We start from the raw sequence: 13021 nt of genomic DNA, 5'->3' as shown, positions 1-13021 counted from the left end.
CACATGACGGTTCTCCACGAGGTCGGCGGGCAACGCGCGCTACAGCCGCACTTCGTCGCCGCAATTGCCGCCCGGCGTCAGGACCAGCATGCCGCCCTTGTCGCGATACACGAATACGTCGGACCAGTCGCGCAGCCGGTAGCGCACTTCCGCGAGACGTCCGTCGGGCGTGCACAGGAACTGGACCGCCTTGTCCGCGCCGAGGAAGAAATCGTGCAGTTGCGCGTTCTTCAGCTCGTCGAGCCGCACCACCTTGTTGTCGTGCTCGTTCAGGTAGCGGCCGAGATTCGTGAGGCCCACCGCACGCGCCATCGCGGCAAGCTCGGCGGCGTAGCCGGCGGGCGCGTAACCCGTGCAGCTCCCGTAGCGGTTCCAGTGCTGCTGGAATGCATCGGCACTCGCGGGCGCGATATACGGCGCGGCATCGCCGGGCAACGTGTCGGCCGGAACCGCCGCCGTATCGCAATCGCGCCGCGGCGTATACAGGCCGATCGCCGTGATCCGGATCGGTGTGCCGTCGGCGGCCTGGCGCGCGGACGGCGGCTGGCCGGTCGTGCATGTCTGCGCGCCGTCGCCGCCGACGCACGAGCCGAGCTTCCAGGACAGCGACAGCGTCCAGTCCTGCGCGTGTGCGCCGGCGCAGGTCAGAATCAGGCTGGCGGCGCAGGCCGCCCGGGTGATGCGCAACAGGGTCGACATGTCGAATTTCTCCTTGTGTGTGGTGACGTGCGCCGGCCGACGGAATCGGCCGGCGATCGGCGATCGGCGATCGGCGGTCGGCCGGCGCGGTTCGCGCGCGGTCAGCGGGCCGCCTGCTGCAACAGCTGGCGAAGGTTCTGGATGCGTGGCAGGCCGGCGCCGAAGCGATTCGCGACGTCGTATTGCACGATCGGCGTGCAGATCATCCGGATCAGCTGAAACAGCGCGGCGACGCGCTCCGGCCGGCGCGGCCCGAGATGGCTGACGATCTGCGGATCGCTCAACAGCAGCGCCGCGAGCCCCGTGATGTGCGGCGCCGCCATCGACGTGCCGGATTCGGCATTGAACGCCGACCCCGGCACGGTCGACACGACGCCGACGCCCGGCCCGCACACGCCGATTTGCGGACCGTGGCACGAGAACGTCGGCGCGAAGAGGCCGTCGGGCGTCGCAGCCTGCGCGACGATCTGCGTTTGCTCCCACGTGTTGCCGGGCAGCTCGCGCTGCAGTCCCAGCGCCGATACCGCGAGCACGTACGGCGACGAGGCCGGGTACTGGACCGGGCCGCCCGAATTGCCGGCCGCGACGATGCATGCGACGCCGGATTGCACGGCCTCCATCAGCTTCTGCTCGACGGCGAGCGACGCCTGCGGCGCGCCAAGGCTCAGGTTCACGACGTCGATGTCGTGGTCGATGCAATAGTCGAGCGCCTGGATCAGCGTACTGAACTGGCCGCCGGGAAAGATCTTCAGCACATGGATCTCTGCGTCGGGCACGAAGCCGCGCATCGCCATCTGCGCGTCGGCGGCCTGCGGACTGATTCGCGCGGCGATCACGCCCGCGCAATGCGATCCGTGGCCGATCACGTCGTCCTTCCAGGTATCCGGGTTCTGGTCGTTGGTCAGATCGGCGCCGCGCAGGATATGGTTCAGCAGCGGATGCGACGCGTCCGCCCCCGAATCCACGATCGCGACGCGAACTCCGCGCCCCGTCGCCGTGGCGGGAAGCTCGTCGAGGCCCATCAGGCGCTGCCCCCACCCGAGCGGCGCACGCGGCGGCACGTTCGGGTTCGGCTGGGACAACGGCGTGAGCCGCACCACGTTCGCCTGATCGCTCGACAGCAGCGGCGCCGGCAAATAGACATTCCAGTACGTGTGGGGCGGCCGCACCGCCAGCGACTGGAGCGGACCGGGCGCCATCTGTGCGACGGTCAGCGTCGTTTCGCCTCGCGCGTCGGTGGTGCCACTCACCGGGAAGCCGTCGCCCGCGAGCGTCACCGGCACGCCGGGCTCGGGCTGGTCGTTCGCTCCCAGCACGCGGATCGTCACCGGGCGCAAGATCATCGACGCGATGGCCGCCTGCGGACGAAGCTCGGCGCCGGACTCCTGTTGCGGCTTTTTCCCATAGCCGAGCGGATGATCCTCCTCGACGATCATTCCCGGCGGCGCCGTCGCCTGCAGCACTTGCGCGTTCGCGGGATCCATCTTGACGACATACGTGTCGGTCGCTTCGTCCGGCCTCGCCGACATCATCTGCGCGTTCTTGTGGCTGTTGATCACGCGCACGACCTCGACGCCGGGGAGCCGGCCGACCGCATTGTCGAGGTCGTGAGCCGACATCGGCGTCACGGCCGCCTGGCGTGCGAGCACGCCACGCCGGGGCGCGATCAGGTACTGGCGCTTGCCGCTCGTCACGTGGACCGCTTCGTCGGCCGTATCGGGCGGCGTGACGTCCGATGCGGTATCCGCGCTGTCCGTCGGCATGGCTGCCGCCTTCGCGGCGGCGGGCTTCTTGTCCTTGTCCATCGCAATCTCCTTCGCGGCGCGCCAATCGCGACACGTCGCGGGGTTAGTCGGTCGAAATTGAAGGACGCGCATCCCGACGCGATCGGATCGTTGCGCGACGGGCGTCCGTCGGGTGCGCCACCGCGCGGTCACGCACGGTGGCGCAGGTCTTCAGTTGCAGCGGTCAGTGGAATGCCGGCTGGACAGGCATGACGGAGAACGGCAGAAAGCCGCCGAGTTGTCCGGCGACGGAGCCGACGGTGGGTGCGACCGACTTCAGGATGTCGCCGAACACGCCTTGCGGTGCGAACGCTGCTTGCGGCTGAACGGCAAACGGCAGCAGGCTGCCAAGTTGGCCGAGCAGTTCGCCGATCATCGGCGCCGCGGTGCCGACGATGGCCCCGCCCACGCCCTGCGGCGCGAACGCTGCCTGCGGCTGCACCGAGAACGGTAGCAGGCCGCCGAGTTGTCCAGCGACGGTGCCGACGGTCGGCGCGACCGACTTCAGGATGTCGCCGAATACCCCTTGCGGCGCGAGCGCAGCCTGGGGCTGCGCAGCAAACGGCAGCAGACCGCCGAGTCGGCCGAGCAGTTCGCCGATCATCGGCGCAGCGGTGCCGACGATGGCCCCGCCCACGCCCTGCGGCGCGAACGCTGCCTGCGGCTGCACCGAGAACGGCAGCAGGCCGCCGAGCTGACCGGCGACGGTGCCGACGGTCGGTGCGACCGACTTCAGGATGTCGCCGAACACGCCTTGCGGTGCGAACGCTGCCTGCGGCTGCGCAGCAAACGGCAGCAGACCGCCGAGTCGGCCGAGCAGCTCGCCGATCATCGGCGCCGCGGTGCCGACGATGGCCCCGCCCACGCCTTGGGGCGCGAACGCAGCCTGCGGCTGCGCCGAGAACGGCAGCAGGCCGCCGAGCTGACCGGCGACGGTGCCGACGGTCGGTGCGACCGACTTCAGGATGTCGCCGAATACCCCTTGCGGCGCGAACGCTGCCTGGGGCTGCGCAGCAAACGGCAGCAGACCGCCGAGTCGGCCGAGCAACTCGCCGATCATCGGCGCGGCGGTGCCGACGATGGCCCCGCCCACGCCTTGCGGCGCGAACGCAGCCTGCGGCTGCACCGAGAACGGCAGCAGGCCGCCGAGCTGACCGGCGACGGTGCCGACGGTCGGTGCGACCGACTTCAGAATGTCGCCGAACACCCCTTGCGGTGCGAACGCTGCCTGCGGCTGCGCGGCAAACGGCAGCAGGCCGCCGAGTCGGCCGAGCAGTTCGCCGATCATCGGCGCCGCGGTACCGACGATGGCACCGCCCACGCCCTGCGGCGCGAACGCACCTTGCGCCACGGTCGACGCGTAAGCCGGAATGTGTCCCGTGACCGTGTGCGGTACCCCCGGCAATGCATGGTGTACATGAGTCATTTTCAAGTCCTTGATCGAGAGGAAAGAGACGGCGCACAAGCCGCAGGCGGTGCAGCGTGCGCGCCGTTCACATGCCGGCCGGCGATGCTTCCATCGACTCAGGACGCGTGCGTCGAAGCAAACATCGGAGGAATCGGCAGGTCAATTCTGCGAGGCAGGTCCTGCCGGCTCCATTCGGCAAATGCGGTATGCGTCGTTGTCATTGCGAGCCGGACGGCGGAACGGAAAATGGTTCGGTGAGCCAGCCGGAAAGCACGGCCGTATGGAGCAGCGCGCAGATATTGGTAGAAGCCGTCTTCCCGAGAAGATGCGAGCGATGCTTGCGGGCGGTCTGGTCACTGATGCCCAGCGCACGGGCGACCTGCTTGTCGCTCATGCCGTCCGCAAGCAGTTTCAGTACCTCGCGTTCGCGCGGCGAGAACGGGTCGGCACGACGCGGGGCGCCGTTTTTTTGAGCACGTCAGGAAAGAGAATGAAATAGCAAATGGTCAGCTGCGCGGATTTCCGGAAGCCGAATTTGTTGAGCAGATTTTCGCGATGCTTGCGCGCGGTTGATACGGAAAAGACCAATTCGGCCGCGATTTCACGGTCGGTCAGGCCTTTCGCGACCAGGCCCAACACGACTGTCTCGCGTGTAGTGAGTTTCAAGATGGATTCCCCGTTGACCCTTGAAAGGGCATCCCCTTTTCGTCACGGGAGCGGTGGTCTCCTTTGAATTTTCATGACAACCTCACCGGCGACCGGACTTCTCCCCTTACACACGCGACATGCAAAGGTGGATGCGCTTGAGACTGCAGTGATATTTCCGGTCGACCATTTATGAAACGAATTTGCCGCGAGTATTCATGTCGCTGCGGCGGTCGCAGCAACACTGCTCGGATTATTTGAATTCGGGCGATCGGAACGATGCATCATACGCCCGCCATTCGGCTTTGCATGATGATTGATATTACTGATTGAATTGACTCATCCGGCGTGCATTAAATCCTGAATTCACAGGTGAATTTTTATTTTTGTTTATAATTCACTGAATTCGACACAAACGAGAAATTCTCGGTTATTTAATTACAAAACGACGAAATCGAATTAGATGATCGAAAGCAACCTGGTCGAGGATTTGCGCTGAGCGTCTTCGTCCTTCCGAGCCGATCGTTTTTCGTTCGCAGGGCCCGCGCCCGCCACGGGGGCACCCGGAAGCGGGCGCATCCACGATCAACTTCCCGGAAGAGGTGAAATCATGCGGTCGGCTTGCGATTGCATGCAACGTCGACGCTGCATAGCAGCGTCTCCTGGCAAACCGGGCTGTTGCGCGCCTCGCCCGAGATGATCGCAACAGATTGAGGTGAACTGACGTGCAACAGGCGACCACCCGAGAAACTCGCTATTCCGCGGGCGGTTCACCTGCACTACGCATAGAAATATAAAAGAAACATAGTTTCGTCTCGCAGATTTCCCGACGGAAATCTCGATCGCCACTGCCAACACGCAGTTCCCGGCTACGTCACCACACCCACCTGCCAGGGCACGAACTCGTTCTGCCCATAACCGTGCAACTCGCTTTTCGAATATCCGCCCGATGCGCAGTCGAGCATGCTCCTGAAAATGTCGTCGCCTAGCCGGGCGACCGTCGTCGTGCCGTCGATCACACCGCCGCAATTGATGTCGATGTCCTCTTCCTGACGCTCCCACAGCGCCGTGTTCGTCGCAAGCTTCAGCGACGGCGCCGGCGCGCAGCCGTAGGCGGATCCGCGCCCGGTCGTGAAGCAGATCAGGTTCGCGCCCGACGCAACCTGCCCCGTCGCGGACATCGGATCGTAGCCCGGTGAATCCATGAAGACCAGGCCGTGCGTATCGATTCGCTGCGCGTACTCGAACACGTCGACGAGGTTCGTGGTGCCCGCTTTCGCGATCGCGCCCAGCGATTTCTCGAGGATCGTCGTGAGTCCGCCCGCCTTGTTGCCGGCCGACGGATTATTGTCCAGCGCGGCGCCGTTGCGCGCGCAATAGCCTTCCCACCACGCGATTCGCGCGAGCAGCTTCTCGCCGACCTCGCGGCTGACGGCGCGCCGGGTAAGCAGATGCTCGGCGCCGTAGACTTCCGGCGTCTCGGAGAGTATCGCGGTGCCGCCCTGGCGTACCAGGCGGTCGACCGCCGCACCCAGCGCGGGATTCGCGGAGATGCCCGAGTATCCGTCGGAGCCGCCGCACTGCAGCCCCACCACGAGATGCGATGCCGGCACCGCGACACGCGTCGTGCGGTTCGCTTCCGCGAGCATGTCCGTGACCATCGCGATGCCGCGCTCGATCGTCTTGCGCGTGCCGCCGCTTTCCTGAATCGTGAAATGCTGCAAGCGTGCGGCATCCGCGTGCCCGCCTTCGCGAAGTACATCGCCGATCTGGTTGGTCTCGCATCCCAGGCCGATGAACAACACCGAATGGAAGTTCGGATGCGCGGCGTAGCCGGCCAGCGTTCGGCGAAGAATCGCGATCCCGTCGCCGCGCGAGTCGATTCCGCAGCCGAGCCCGTGCGTGAGCGCGATCACCCCGTCGATGTTCGGATAACCGGCCAGGGCCTGCGGGTGCACATCGCGCCGGAAATGGTCGGCGATCGCGCGGGCTACCGTCGCGGAACAATTCACACTCGTCAGTATGCCGATGTAATTGCGCGTCGCGATCCGTCCGTCAGCCCGGCGAATACCCATGAAGGTCGCCGGTGTATCGTCGAACAGCGTCGGACTCGCGGCCACGCCGAATTCATGCTCGCGCGCGAACTCGGCCATGCCGAGATTGTGCATGTGCACGTGCTGGCCGCGCACGATCGCTTCGCGCGCGACGCCGATGATCTGGTTGTAGCGCCTGATCGGCTCGCCTTTCGCGATGTCGCGCGTCGCGATCTTGTGACCGGGCGGAATCAGGCCGGCGACGACGAGCGCCTCGGATGCGATCCGGGCGCCGGATACGAGCTGGCGCGTCGCGATCACGACATCGTCGTTCGGATGCAGTCGGATCGCGACCTGTTCGGTGGCGGAGGTAGTCATGATGATGATCCTGGATGGGTCGTGGGGGTGGCGCCGGCGAAGGCTATCGATGCGTGCCGACCTGCGCGCCGCCATGCGTGCCTTCGGCCGTCGCGTGCCCCATGCCGCGCAGCGAACGCAGCAGCAGCACGCTGACGAAGCACAACGCGGCGACCACCACGAAGCCGGCGCGCGAATCGTGCGACGCCGCGTCCGCGAACGCCTTGATCTGAGGCGACACGAAGCCGCCGAGATTGCCGATCGACACGATGAACGCGATGCCGCTCGCCGCGCCCGTCCCGCCGAGATAGCGTGTCGGCAGGCACCAGAACACCGGCTGGCATGCGACAAGACCGGGAATCGCGATGCAGAATGCGAGCAGGGTCAGCACCGGCGTATTGATCACGGACAGCGACGCGAACGCGAGGATCCCGACCGTCAGCATGCCGGCCGCGACCTGCAGATGATTGTCGCGACGATCCGCGAAGCGGGTCGCGACGATCATCGCGCCGATCGTGCACAACCAGGGAATCGTCAGCAGCAGGCCGATCTTTCCATCGATCTGGGAGCCCATCGTCGCGGCGAATTTCGACGGCAGGTAGAACGCGAGCGGCGCATTGCCGATCTGGATGCAGAAGTACGCGGCAATGAACGTCAGCACGCGGCGGTCCTTCAGCACGCCGAACACGGCCGTCGACAGATGCCGGGGCTTCGCGCGCTCCTCGGCGACGAGCGTGTCGCTCAGCGCCCGCTTCTCGTCCTCGGTCAGCCAGCGCGCGTCTTTCGGCCGGCTCGTCAGGTAGAAGAACGCGATCACGCCGACCACGGTCGCCATCAGGCCCTCGACCAGGTACATCCATTGCCAGTTCCGCAAGCCGAACATGTCATGCATCTGCAACAGGAAGCCCGACAGCGGATTGCCGATCAGCATCGCGATCGGCACGCCGAAGTAAAAGAGCCCGAGCGCACGGGCGCGCCCCTTTGCCGGAAACCAGTAGGTCAGGTACAGGATGATCCCGGGAAAGAACCCGGCCTCCGCCGCACCGAGCAGGAAACGGATCCAGTAGAACTGCGTCGGCGTGTGGGCAAACATCATCGATGCCGACACGAAGCCCCACGTCACCATGATTCGGCTCATCCATACGCGGGCGCCGATGCGGTTCATGATGAGGTTGCTCGGCACCTCGAACAACGCGTAGCCGATGAAGAAGATACCGGCGCCGAATGCGAACGCCGCATCGCTCAGGCCCGTATCGGCCTGATAGGCGATCTTTGCGAAACCGACGTTCGCGCGGTCGATAAACGCCAGCGCGTACATCAGCGTCAGGAACGGCAGGAGCCGGATCGCGGCCTTCCTGACCGCGCCGGCGAGGTGCTGCGACTGTTGAGGATCATGGTTCATCGTTGTCTCCGGGATTGTTCTCGTCGTGGGGCCGGTCGCTCACGCCCGCCATTCGGGCCCGTTCGGGTAGGCAAATGCATCGAGCGACGCCGCCTTCATCGTGACGCCGTAACCGGGTGCCTCCTGCGGCATGTAGCGCCCGCGGCGAATCACGATCGGCGCGTCGAAATGCTCGTGCAGGTGATCGACGTATTCGAGCACGCGCCGATCCAGCGAGCCCGACACCGCGATGTAGTCGAACAGCACGATGTTCTGCGAGTACTGGCACAGGCCGACGCCCCCGCCGTGCGGGCACACCGGCACCCCGAACTTCGCAGCCATCAGGACGACGGCAAGCACTTCGTTCAACCCGCCGAGCCGTGCGGGATCGAGTTGGCAGAAGTCGAGCGCGCCTGCCTGGAAGAACTGCTTGAACATCACGCGGTTGTGCGCGTGCTCGCCGGTCGCGACGCCGATCGGCCCGATTCGCTGCCGGATCGCCGCGTGACCGAGAATGTCGTCCGGGCTGGTCGGTTCCTCGATCCACCAAGGGTCGAACTGCGCGAGCACGCGCATGTTCGCGACGGCCTCGTCGACGCCCCAGTTCTGGTTCGCATCCATCATCAGCTTGCGCTCCCAGCCGAGCTCCTCGCGCAGGATCCGCGCGCGCCGCACGTCCTGCTCGAGATCCGCGCCGACCTTCTGCTTCAGGTGGGTCCACCCGTCCGCGACCGCCTCGCGCGCGAGCATGCGCATCTTGTCCTCCGGGTAGCCGAGCCAGCCGGCCGCGGTCGTGTAGCCGGGGTAGCCGTGCTCGCGCATCTCCCGTTCGCGCAGCGCCTTGCCCGGCGCCGCCCGGCGCAGCATCGCGACGGCTTCCTCGCGGGTCAGCACGTCGTCGATGTACGTGAAGTCGACGCAACTCACGAGCTGTTCGGGCGTCATGTCGACGAGAAACTTCCAGACCGGTTTGCCGGCCGTTTTCGCCCACAGGTCCCAGATCGCATTGATCAGCGCGGCCGTCGCGAGATGCACCACGCCCTTCTCGGGGCCGACCCAGCGAAGCTGGCAATCGCCCGCGACCATCTCGTGCCAGTACGCGCCGAAGTCCGCCGTGATCTCCTCGAGCGAGCGGCCGATCACGAACAGCTTCGCGAGCGACTTCACCGCATCGACGCACAGTTCGTTGCCGCGGCCGATCGTGAAGGTCAGGCCGTGGCCGTCGATACCGTTCCGCGCATCGGTGACGAGCGTCACATAGGTCGCCGAGTAGTCCGAATTACCGTTCATCGCGTCGGAGCCGTCCATGCTCTTCGACGTCGGAAAGCGAATGTCACGTACCTTCACATCGATAATGCGTGTCGTCATTGCTGCTTGTCTCCTTGTCGTTTCATCTTGTCTTGCCTTGTCGCCGCGCCCGGACGCCCCTGCAACGAGCCCGTGTCGCTGCGGCCGTTCAGCCAAGCGCCGCAATCAGGCGCGGCTGCCCGATCGGCAACTTCAGCGCGCGCGCCATTTCGAGCACCGGGCGCAGGCGTCGCAGCTTCTTCATGTCGTGATTGCCGGCAATGTCGGCCAGCCGGTGCGCGAGGAATGGATTCGCGAACCGGTCACGTACCTCGTCCAGATACGACAGCGCCGCGTCGCGCTCGCCGAGCGCGGCGAACACCGGCATCACCTCGTCGTTCCACACCGCTTCGAGCGGTTCGCGGTATGCGGGATCGTCCATCGCCGCACCGACCGTCATGTCCGCCGCACCGCCGAGCGTGAGCCATTGCTGCGCGAGCATCGTGTGTCCAAGATTGAGCAGCAGCAGTTTCAGGCGCTCGTAGCGCTCGAGATCGTCGGTCACGACGATGTCGGGGTGTTCGCACGGCAGCGTCATCCCGGCCGTGCGCCGAACCGCCCACAGCGCATACGGCTCGGCAATCGCGCCGACCGGATGGATCGGCTCCGACACGATGCGGTCGACGAGGGAATTGACCCACACGCAGCCGCCGATCAGGTAATCGACGAATGCCGCGTCCGCGCGCCAGCCGCGCGCGACGCCGACCACCAGGTCGCGCAGCGTGTCGCCGTTGCGCGCGACGAGTTCGCACGGCAGCAGCGTGACGGGCTCGCCGCCTGCCCGGAAGCGCTCGTGCAGCAGCACCGCAAGCTTCGCCGCGAAGCCGCGCGGCGTGCGGCGCCCGTCGAGCAGGTCCGGGCCGTCGTCGTCGAACTGCGCATAACCGCTGTCGCCGGTGTTCGATACGATCACCCGGACGTCGTGCGCCACGCGCTCTCGCAACAGCGCCCAGTCCTCGCTCGCATGCAACGCTTCCGTGATCGCCACGCAGTCGACCTGCCGGTCGATCGTCTCGCCGTGCCGCCTGCCGCGGATTCTCACCGGATAGCGTCCGGCGGCACGCAGCGCATCGATGCGTGCGCGGCTCTCGGCGCTCGACGTCGTCTGCACGACCGTCACCGCACCGAGCGCGCGGCCGACAGCCAGCGCTTCGGACATGAACAGGTCGACATGCGCCTGCAGGAAGCGGCTGGTACCGAATTGCAGGATCGGATTGCCCATCGGTTTGCCGTCCGCGCTCAGCATTCGACGAGCGCCTTGATCACGCCGGCGTCCGGTTCGAGCAGCTCCGCGAAGCGGTCGGGCAGATCGGCCAGGCTCAGCGCGTGCGTCTTCAGCGCATCGGTCGGAACCTGGCCGGCACGCATTGCTGCGAGCACCGTTTCGAAGTCCACCGGCGTCGCGTTGCGGCTCGCGAGCAGCGTCGTTTCGCGTTTGTGGAATTCCGGGTCCGAGAACGAGATGCGCCCTTTCACGAGCGAGATCAGCACGTACTTGCCGCCGTGCGCGACGAAGTCGAGGCCGCGCTCCATCGCCGCGAGATTGCCGGTGGCATCGAACACGACGTCGAAAAACTCATCGTCGGTGAGCGCTGCGAGACGCCGCGCGTCCGCGCCCTCCCCCGTCGTATCGAGCCGCACGGCGGCGTGCGCACCCAGCGCCGTCTCGCAAACCGCGAGCCGGTCTGCGCGACCGTCGAGCACGCAAACCCGCGCGCCGCGCAGCGTCGCGAAAATCAGCGCAGCCATGCCGATCGGACCGGCGCCGACGACCAGCACGCGCTGCCCGGAGCGGACGTCGGCACGCGCCACGGCGTGCGCGCCGATCGCGAGGAATTCGATCATCGCGGCCTGATCGAGCGTGACGCCGTTCGCGTCGAACACGAATGCCTGCGGGACGGCGAGGTATTCGGCCATGCCGCCGTCCGCGTGCACGCCCAGCACCTGGATTCGCGTGCAGCAGTTCGTCTTGCCGGCCCGGCACGCGATACACGTGCCGCATGACAGGTACGGCATCACGTAGACCTGGTCGCCGGCCTTGACGCGCGCGCCCACCGGGGCGCTCTCGACGATGCCGGCCAGTTCGTGCCCCATCACGCGCGGATAGTCGAGGTACGGCTGGTTGCCTGTGAAAATGTGCATGTCGGTACCGCATACGCCGACCCGCTTCACGCGAATCAGCACATCGTCGGGTCCCGCGGCCGGCATCGGACGCTCGGCAACAACGAGGCGGCCGGGTTCTTCGCAAATGACTGTTCTCATCGGGATCTCGATAACGTATGAAAAGAAGACGGTGTTGATGCAAATTGGCCTGACCAGACGAAGGCTATTGGCCTGACCATTTGTGGTCAAGCCAATTTCGTCAAATCCATGGAAAACACCTAGATCGCGATGTTACCGAGAAAACCCATGACAAGCCTTAATCCACCGTCATATAAGGCAATTACCGGCAAATGCCAAGCAGTGAGCGATGCCGTCTCGGGACATTCTGGTAAGGCCAATTAGAAGCCGAGTGCGAACCACTCCGACACCGCTCTCCCAAATGCTTGACAAATTGGTCAGGCCATCCAAAGTGCAGTAGACTCGTTGCTCCGGAACACATGTGCGCGGTCCGCCGCGAGGGGGAGCATTGCTGGGCCAGTTCAATCAGGTGGATACCCGCCGTCTCTATCAGCGCATCGCCGACCAGATTCGCTCTCTGATCGAGGAAGGGCGCTTTACCGACGGAGAACGCCTGCCGCCCGAGCGGGATCTCGCGCAACAGCTTGGGGTGTCGCGGCCGTCCGTTCGGGAGGCGCTCATTGCGCTGGAGATCGAAGGCATCGTCGAAGTGCGGATGGGGGCCGGCGTGTTTGTGTGTGCCGTCGCGAAGGCCGCGGCCGCGCCGGCGGCATCGCTTGGCGAAAACCCGATCGAGCTGACGAGTGCCCGTGCGGCGCTGGAAGGCAGCGTGATCGAGCTGGCCTGCGCCCGCGCGACGCCCGAACTGCTGGCACCTGTACGTCGCGCCGTGGAAGCGATGCGATCCGCGATTGCGGAAGGCCGTTCTCCGCTTCAGCACGATCGTGAACTTCACGTGGCAATTGCCGCGATGACGGGCAATTCCGTTCTGGTCCGACTGGTGGGCGAGCTCTTCGATGGGCGCCACAGTCCGATCTCGTCACGCGTCAGCGCACGCGCGGAAAGCAGGCAAACGTGGGCCAAGGCATTCGAGGAACATGAATCGATCCTTCACGCGCTCGAGAATGGCGAAGTGCTGATGGCACAGGCAGCCATGCGGACACATCTTTACGCGTCGCAACGACGCTGGCTGGAGCAGGAGCGCAACTGACCCACCCCGGCGCCGGTGAACGATTCGCACTGTCAG

General features: G+C 65.7%; 11 protein-coding genes. 1 reads left to right on the top strand and 10 read right to left on the bottom strand.

Features of this window, described 5'->3' with window-relative positions:
- Nucleotides 1–39: 39 nt before the first annotated feature.
- From ACM6JT_RS09230 to ACM6JT_RS09185, 10 genes are all read right to left on the bottom strand, one after another.
- On the bottom strand, nt 40–699 hold the full coding sequence (locus ACM6JT_RS09230; protein ID WP_217587287.1) for a hypothetical protein: 660 nt from the start codon (nt 697–699) through the stop codon (nt 40–42).
- A gap of 101 nt (nt 700–800) precedes the next feature.
- Nucleotides 801–2504: a S8 family serine peptidase gene (locus tag ACM6JT_RS09225; RefSeq protein ID WP_414856322.1), complete on the bottom strand. Its 1704-nt coding sequence runs from the start codon at nt 2502–2504 to the stop codon at nt 801–803.
- A 163-nt stretch (nt 2505–2667) separates the two neighbouring features.
- Nucleotides 2668–3909: a hypothetical protein gene (locus ACM6JT_RS09220; protein WP_414856321.1), complete on the bottom strand. Its 1242-nt coding sequence runs from the start codon at nt 3907–3909 to the stop codon at nt 2668–2670.
- Between the two features lie 199 nt (nt 3910–4108).
- Nucleotides 4109–4285, bottom strand: coding sequence for a hypothetical protein (locus tag ACM6JT_RS09215; protein ID WP_243712198.1), 177 nt, complete (start codon nt 4283–4285; stop codon nt 4109–4111).
- Between the two features lie 17 nt (nt 4286–4302).
- Nucleotides 4303–4557: a response regulator transcription factor gene (locus tag ACM6JT_RS09210; protein WP_414856320.1), complete on the bottom strand. Its 255-nt coding sequence runs from the start codon at nt 4555–4557 to the stop codon at nt 4303–4305.
- A gap of 848 nt (nt 4558–5405) precedes the next feature.
- Entirely contained in the window at nt 5406–6947 is a 1542-nt protein-coding gene (locus tag ACM6JT_RS09205) for a UxaA family hydrolase (protein ID WP_034179478.1), read from the bottom strand.
- Nucleotides 6948–6990: 43 nt separating this feature from the next.
- Nucleotides 6991–8328 (bottom strand): MFS transporter, encoded by a 1338-nt coding sequence (locus ACM6JT_RS09200; protein WP_414856319.1) that lies wholly within the window; start codon nt 8326–8328, stop codon nt 6991–6993.
- Between the two features lie 39 nt (nt 8329–8367).
- A complete protein-coding gene (locus tag ACM6JT_RS09195) occupies nt 8368–9675 on the bottom strand; it encodes an enolase C-terminal domain-like protein (protein WP_034179476.1) in 1308 nt (435 codons plus the stop codon).
- Nucleotides 9676–9763: 88 nt separating this feature from the next.
- Nucleotides 9764–10876 carry a mannitol dehydrogenase family protein gene (locus ACM6JT_RS09190; RefSeq protein ID WP_414856318.1) on the bottom strand — a complete coding sequence of 371 codons (1113 nt, stop codon included), beginning with the start codon at nt 10874–10876 and terminating at the stop codon, nt 9764–9766.
- 17 nt (nt 10877–10893) lie between these two features.
- Entirely contained in the window at nt 10894–11916 is a 1023-nt protein-coding gene (locus tag ACM6JT_RS09185; protein WP_414856317.1) for a zinc-binding alcohol dehydrogenase family protein, read from the bottom strand.
- Nucleotides 11917–12283: 367 nt separating this feature from the next.
- On the opposite strand from ACM6JT_RS09185, the gene ACM6JT_RS09180 reads away from it, so the two are divergent.
- Nucleotides 12284–12985 (top strand): FadR/GntR family transcriptional regulator, encoded by a 702-nt coding sequence (locus tag ACM6JT_RS09180; protein WP_034179474.1) that lies wholly within the window; start codon nt 12284–12286, stop codon nt 12983–12985.
- Nucleotides 12986–13021 lie beyond the last annotated feature (36 nt).

It is taken from the genome of Burkholderia sp. IT-111MI5 (assembly GCF_949752865.1).
Taxonomy (GTDB): Bacteria; Pseudomonadota; Gammaproteobacteria; order Burkholderiales; family Burkholderiaceae; genus Burkholderia; species Burkholderia pyrrocinia_C.
The sequence above is the reverse complement of the archived record's forward strand: the minus strand, read 5'-3'. Positions and strand labels throughout refer to the sequence as shown.

Excerpts from the sequence above, each read along its gene's own strand:
- ACM6JT_RS09205 (WP_034179478.1), bottom strand. The coding sequence starts at position 6,947 with ATGACTACCTCCGCCACCGAACAGGTCGCGATCCGACTGCATCCGAAC.
- ACM6JT_RS09195 (WP_034179476.1), bottom strand. The coding sequence starts at position 9,675 with ATGACGACACGCATTATCGATGTGAAGGTACGTGACATTCGCTTTCCG.
- ACM6JT_RS09185 (WP_414856317.1), bottom strand. The coding sequence starts at position 11,916 with ATGAGAACAGTCATTTGCGAAGAACCCGGCCGCCTCGTTGTTGCCGAG.
- ACM6JT_RS09230 (WP_217587287.1), bottom strand. The coding sequence starts at position 699 with ATGTCGACCCTGTTGCGCATCACCCGGGCGGCCTGCGCCGCCAGCCTG.
- ACM6JT_RS09225 (WP_414856322.1), bottom strand. The coding sequence starts at position 2,504 with ATGGACAAGGACAAGAAGCCCGCCGCCGCGAAGGCGGCAGCCATGCCG.
- ACM6JT_RS09220 (WP_414856321.1), bottom strand. The coding sequence starts at position 3,909 with ATGACTCATGTACACCATGCATTGCCGGGGGTACCGCACACGGTCACG.
- ACM6JT_RS09215 (WP_243712198.1), bottom strand. The coding sequence starts at position 4,285 with ATGAGCGACAAGCAGGTCGCCCGTGCGCTGGGCATCAGTGACCAGACC.
- ACM6JT_RS09190 (WP_414856318.1), bottom strand. The coding sequence starts at position 10,876 with ATGGGCAATCCGATCCTGCAATTCGGTACCAGCCGCTTCCTGCAGGCG.
- ACM6JT_RS09200 (WP_414856319.1), bottom strand. The coding sequence starts at position 8,328 with ATGAACCATGATCCTCAACAGTCGCAGCACCTCGCCGGCGCGGTCAGG.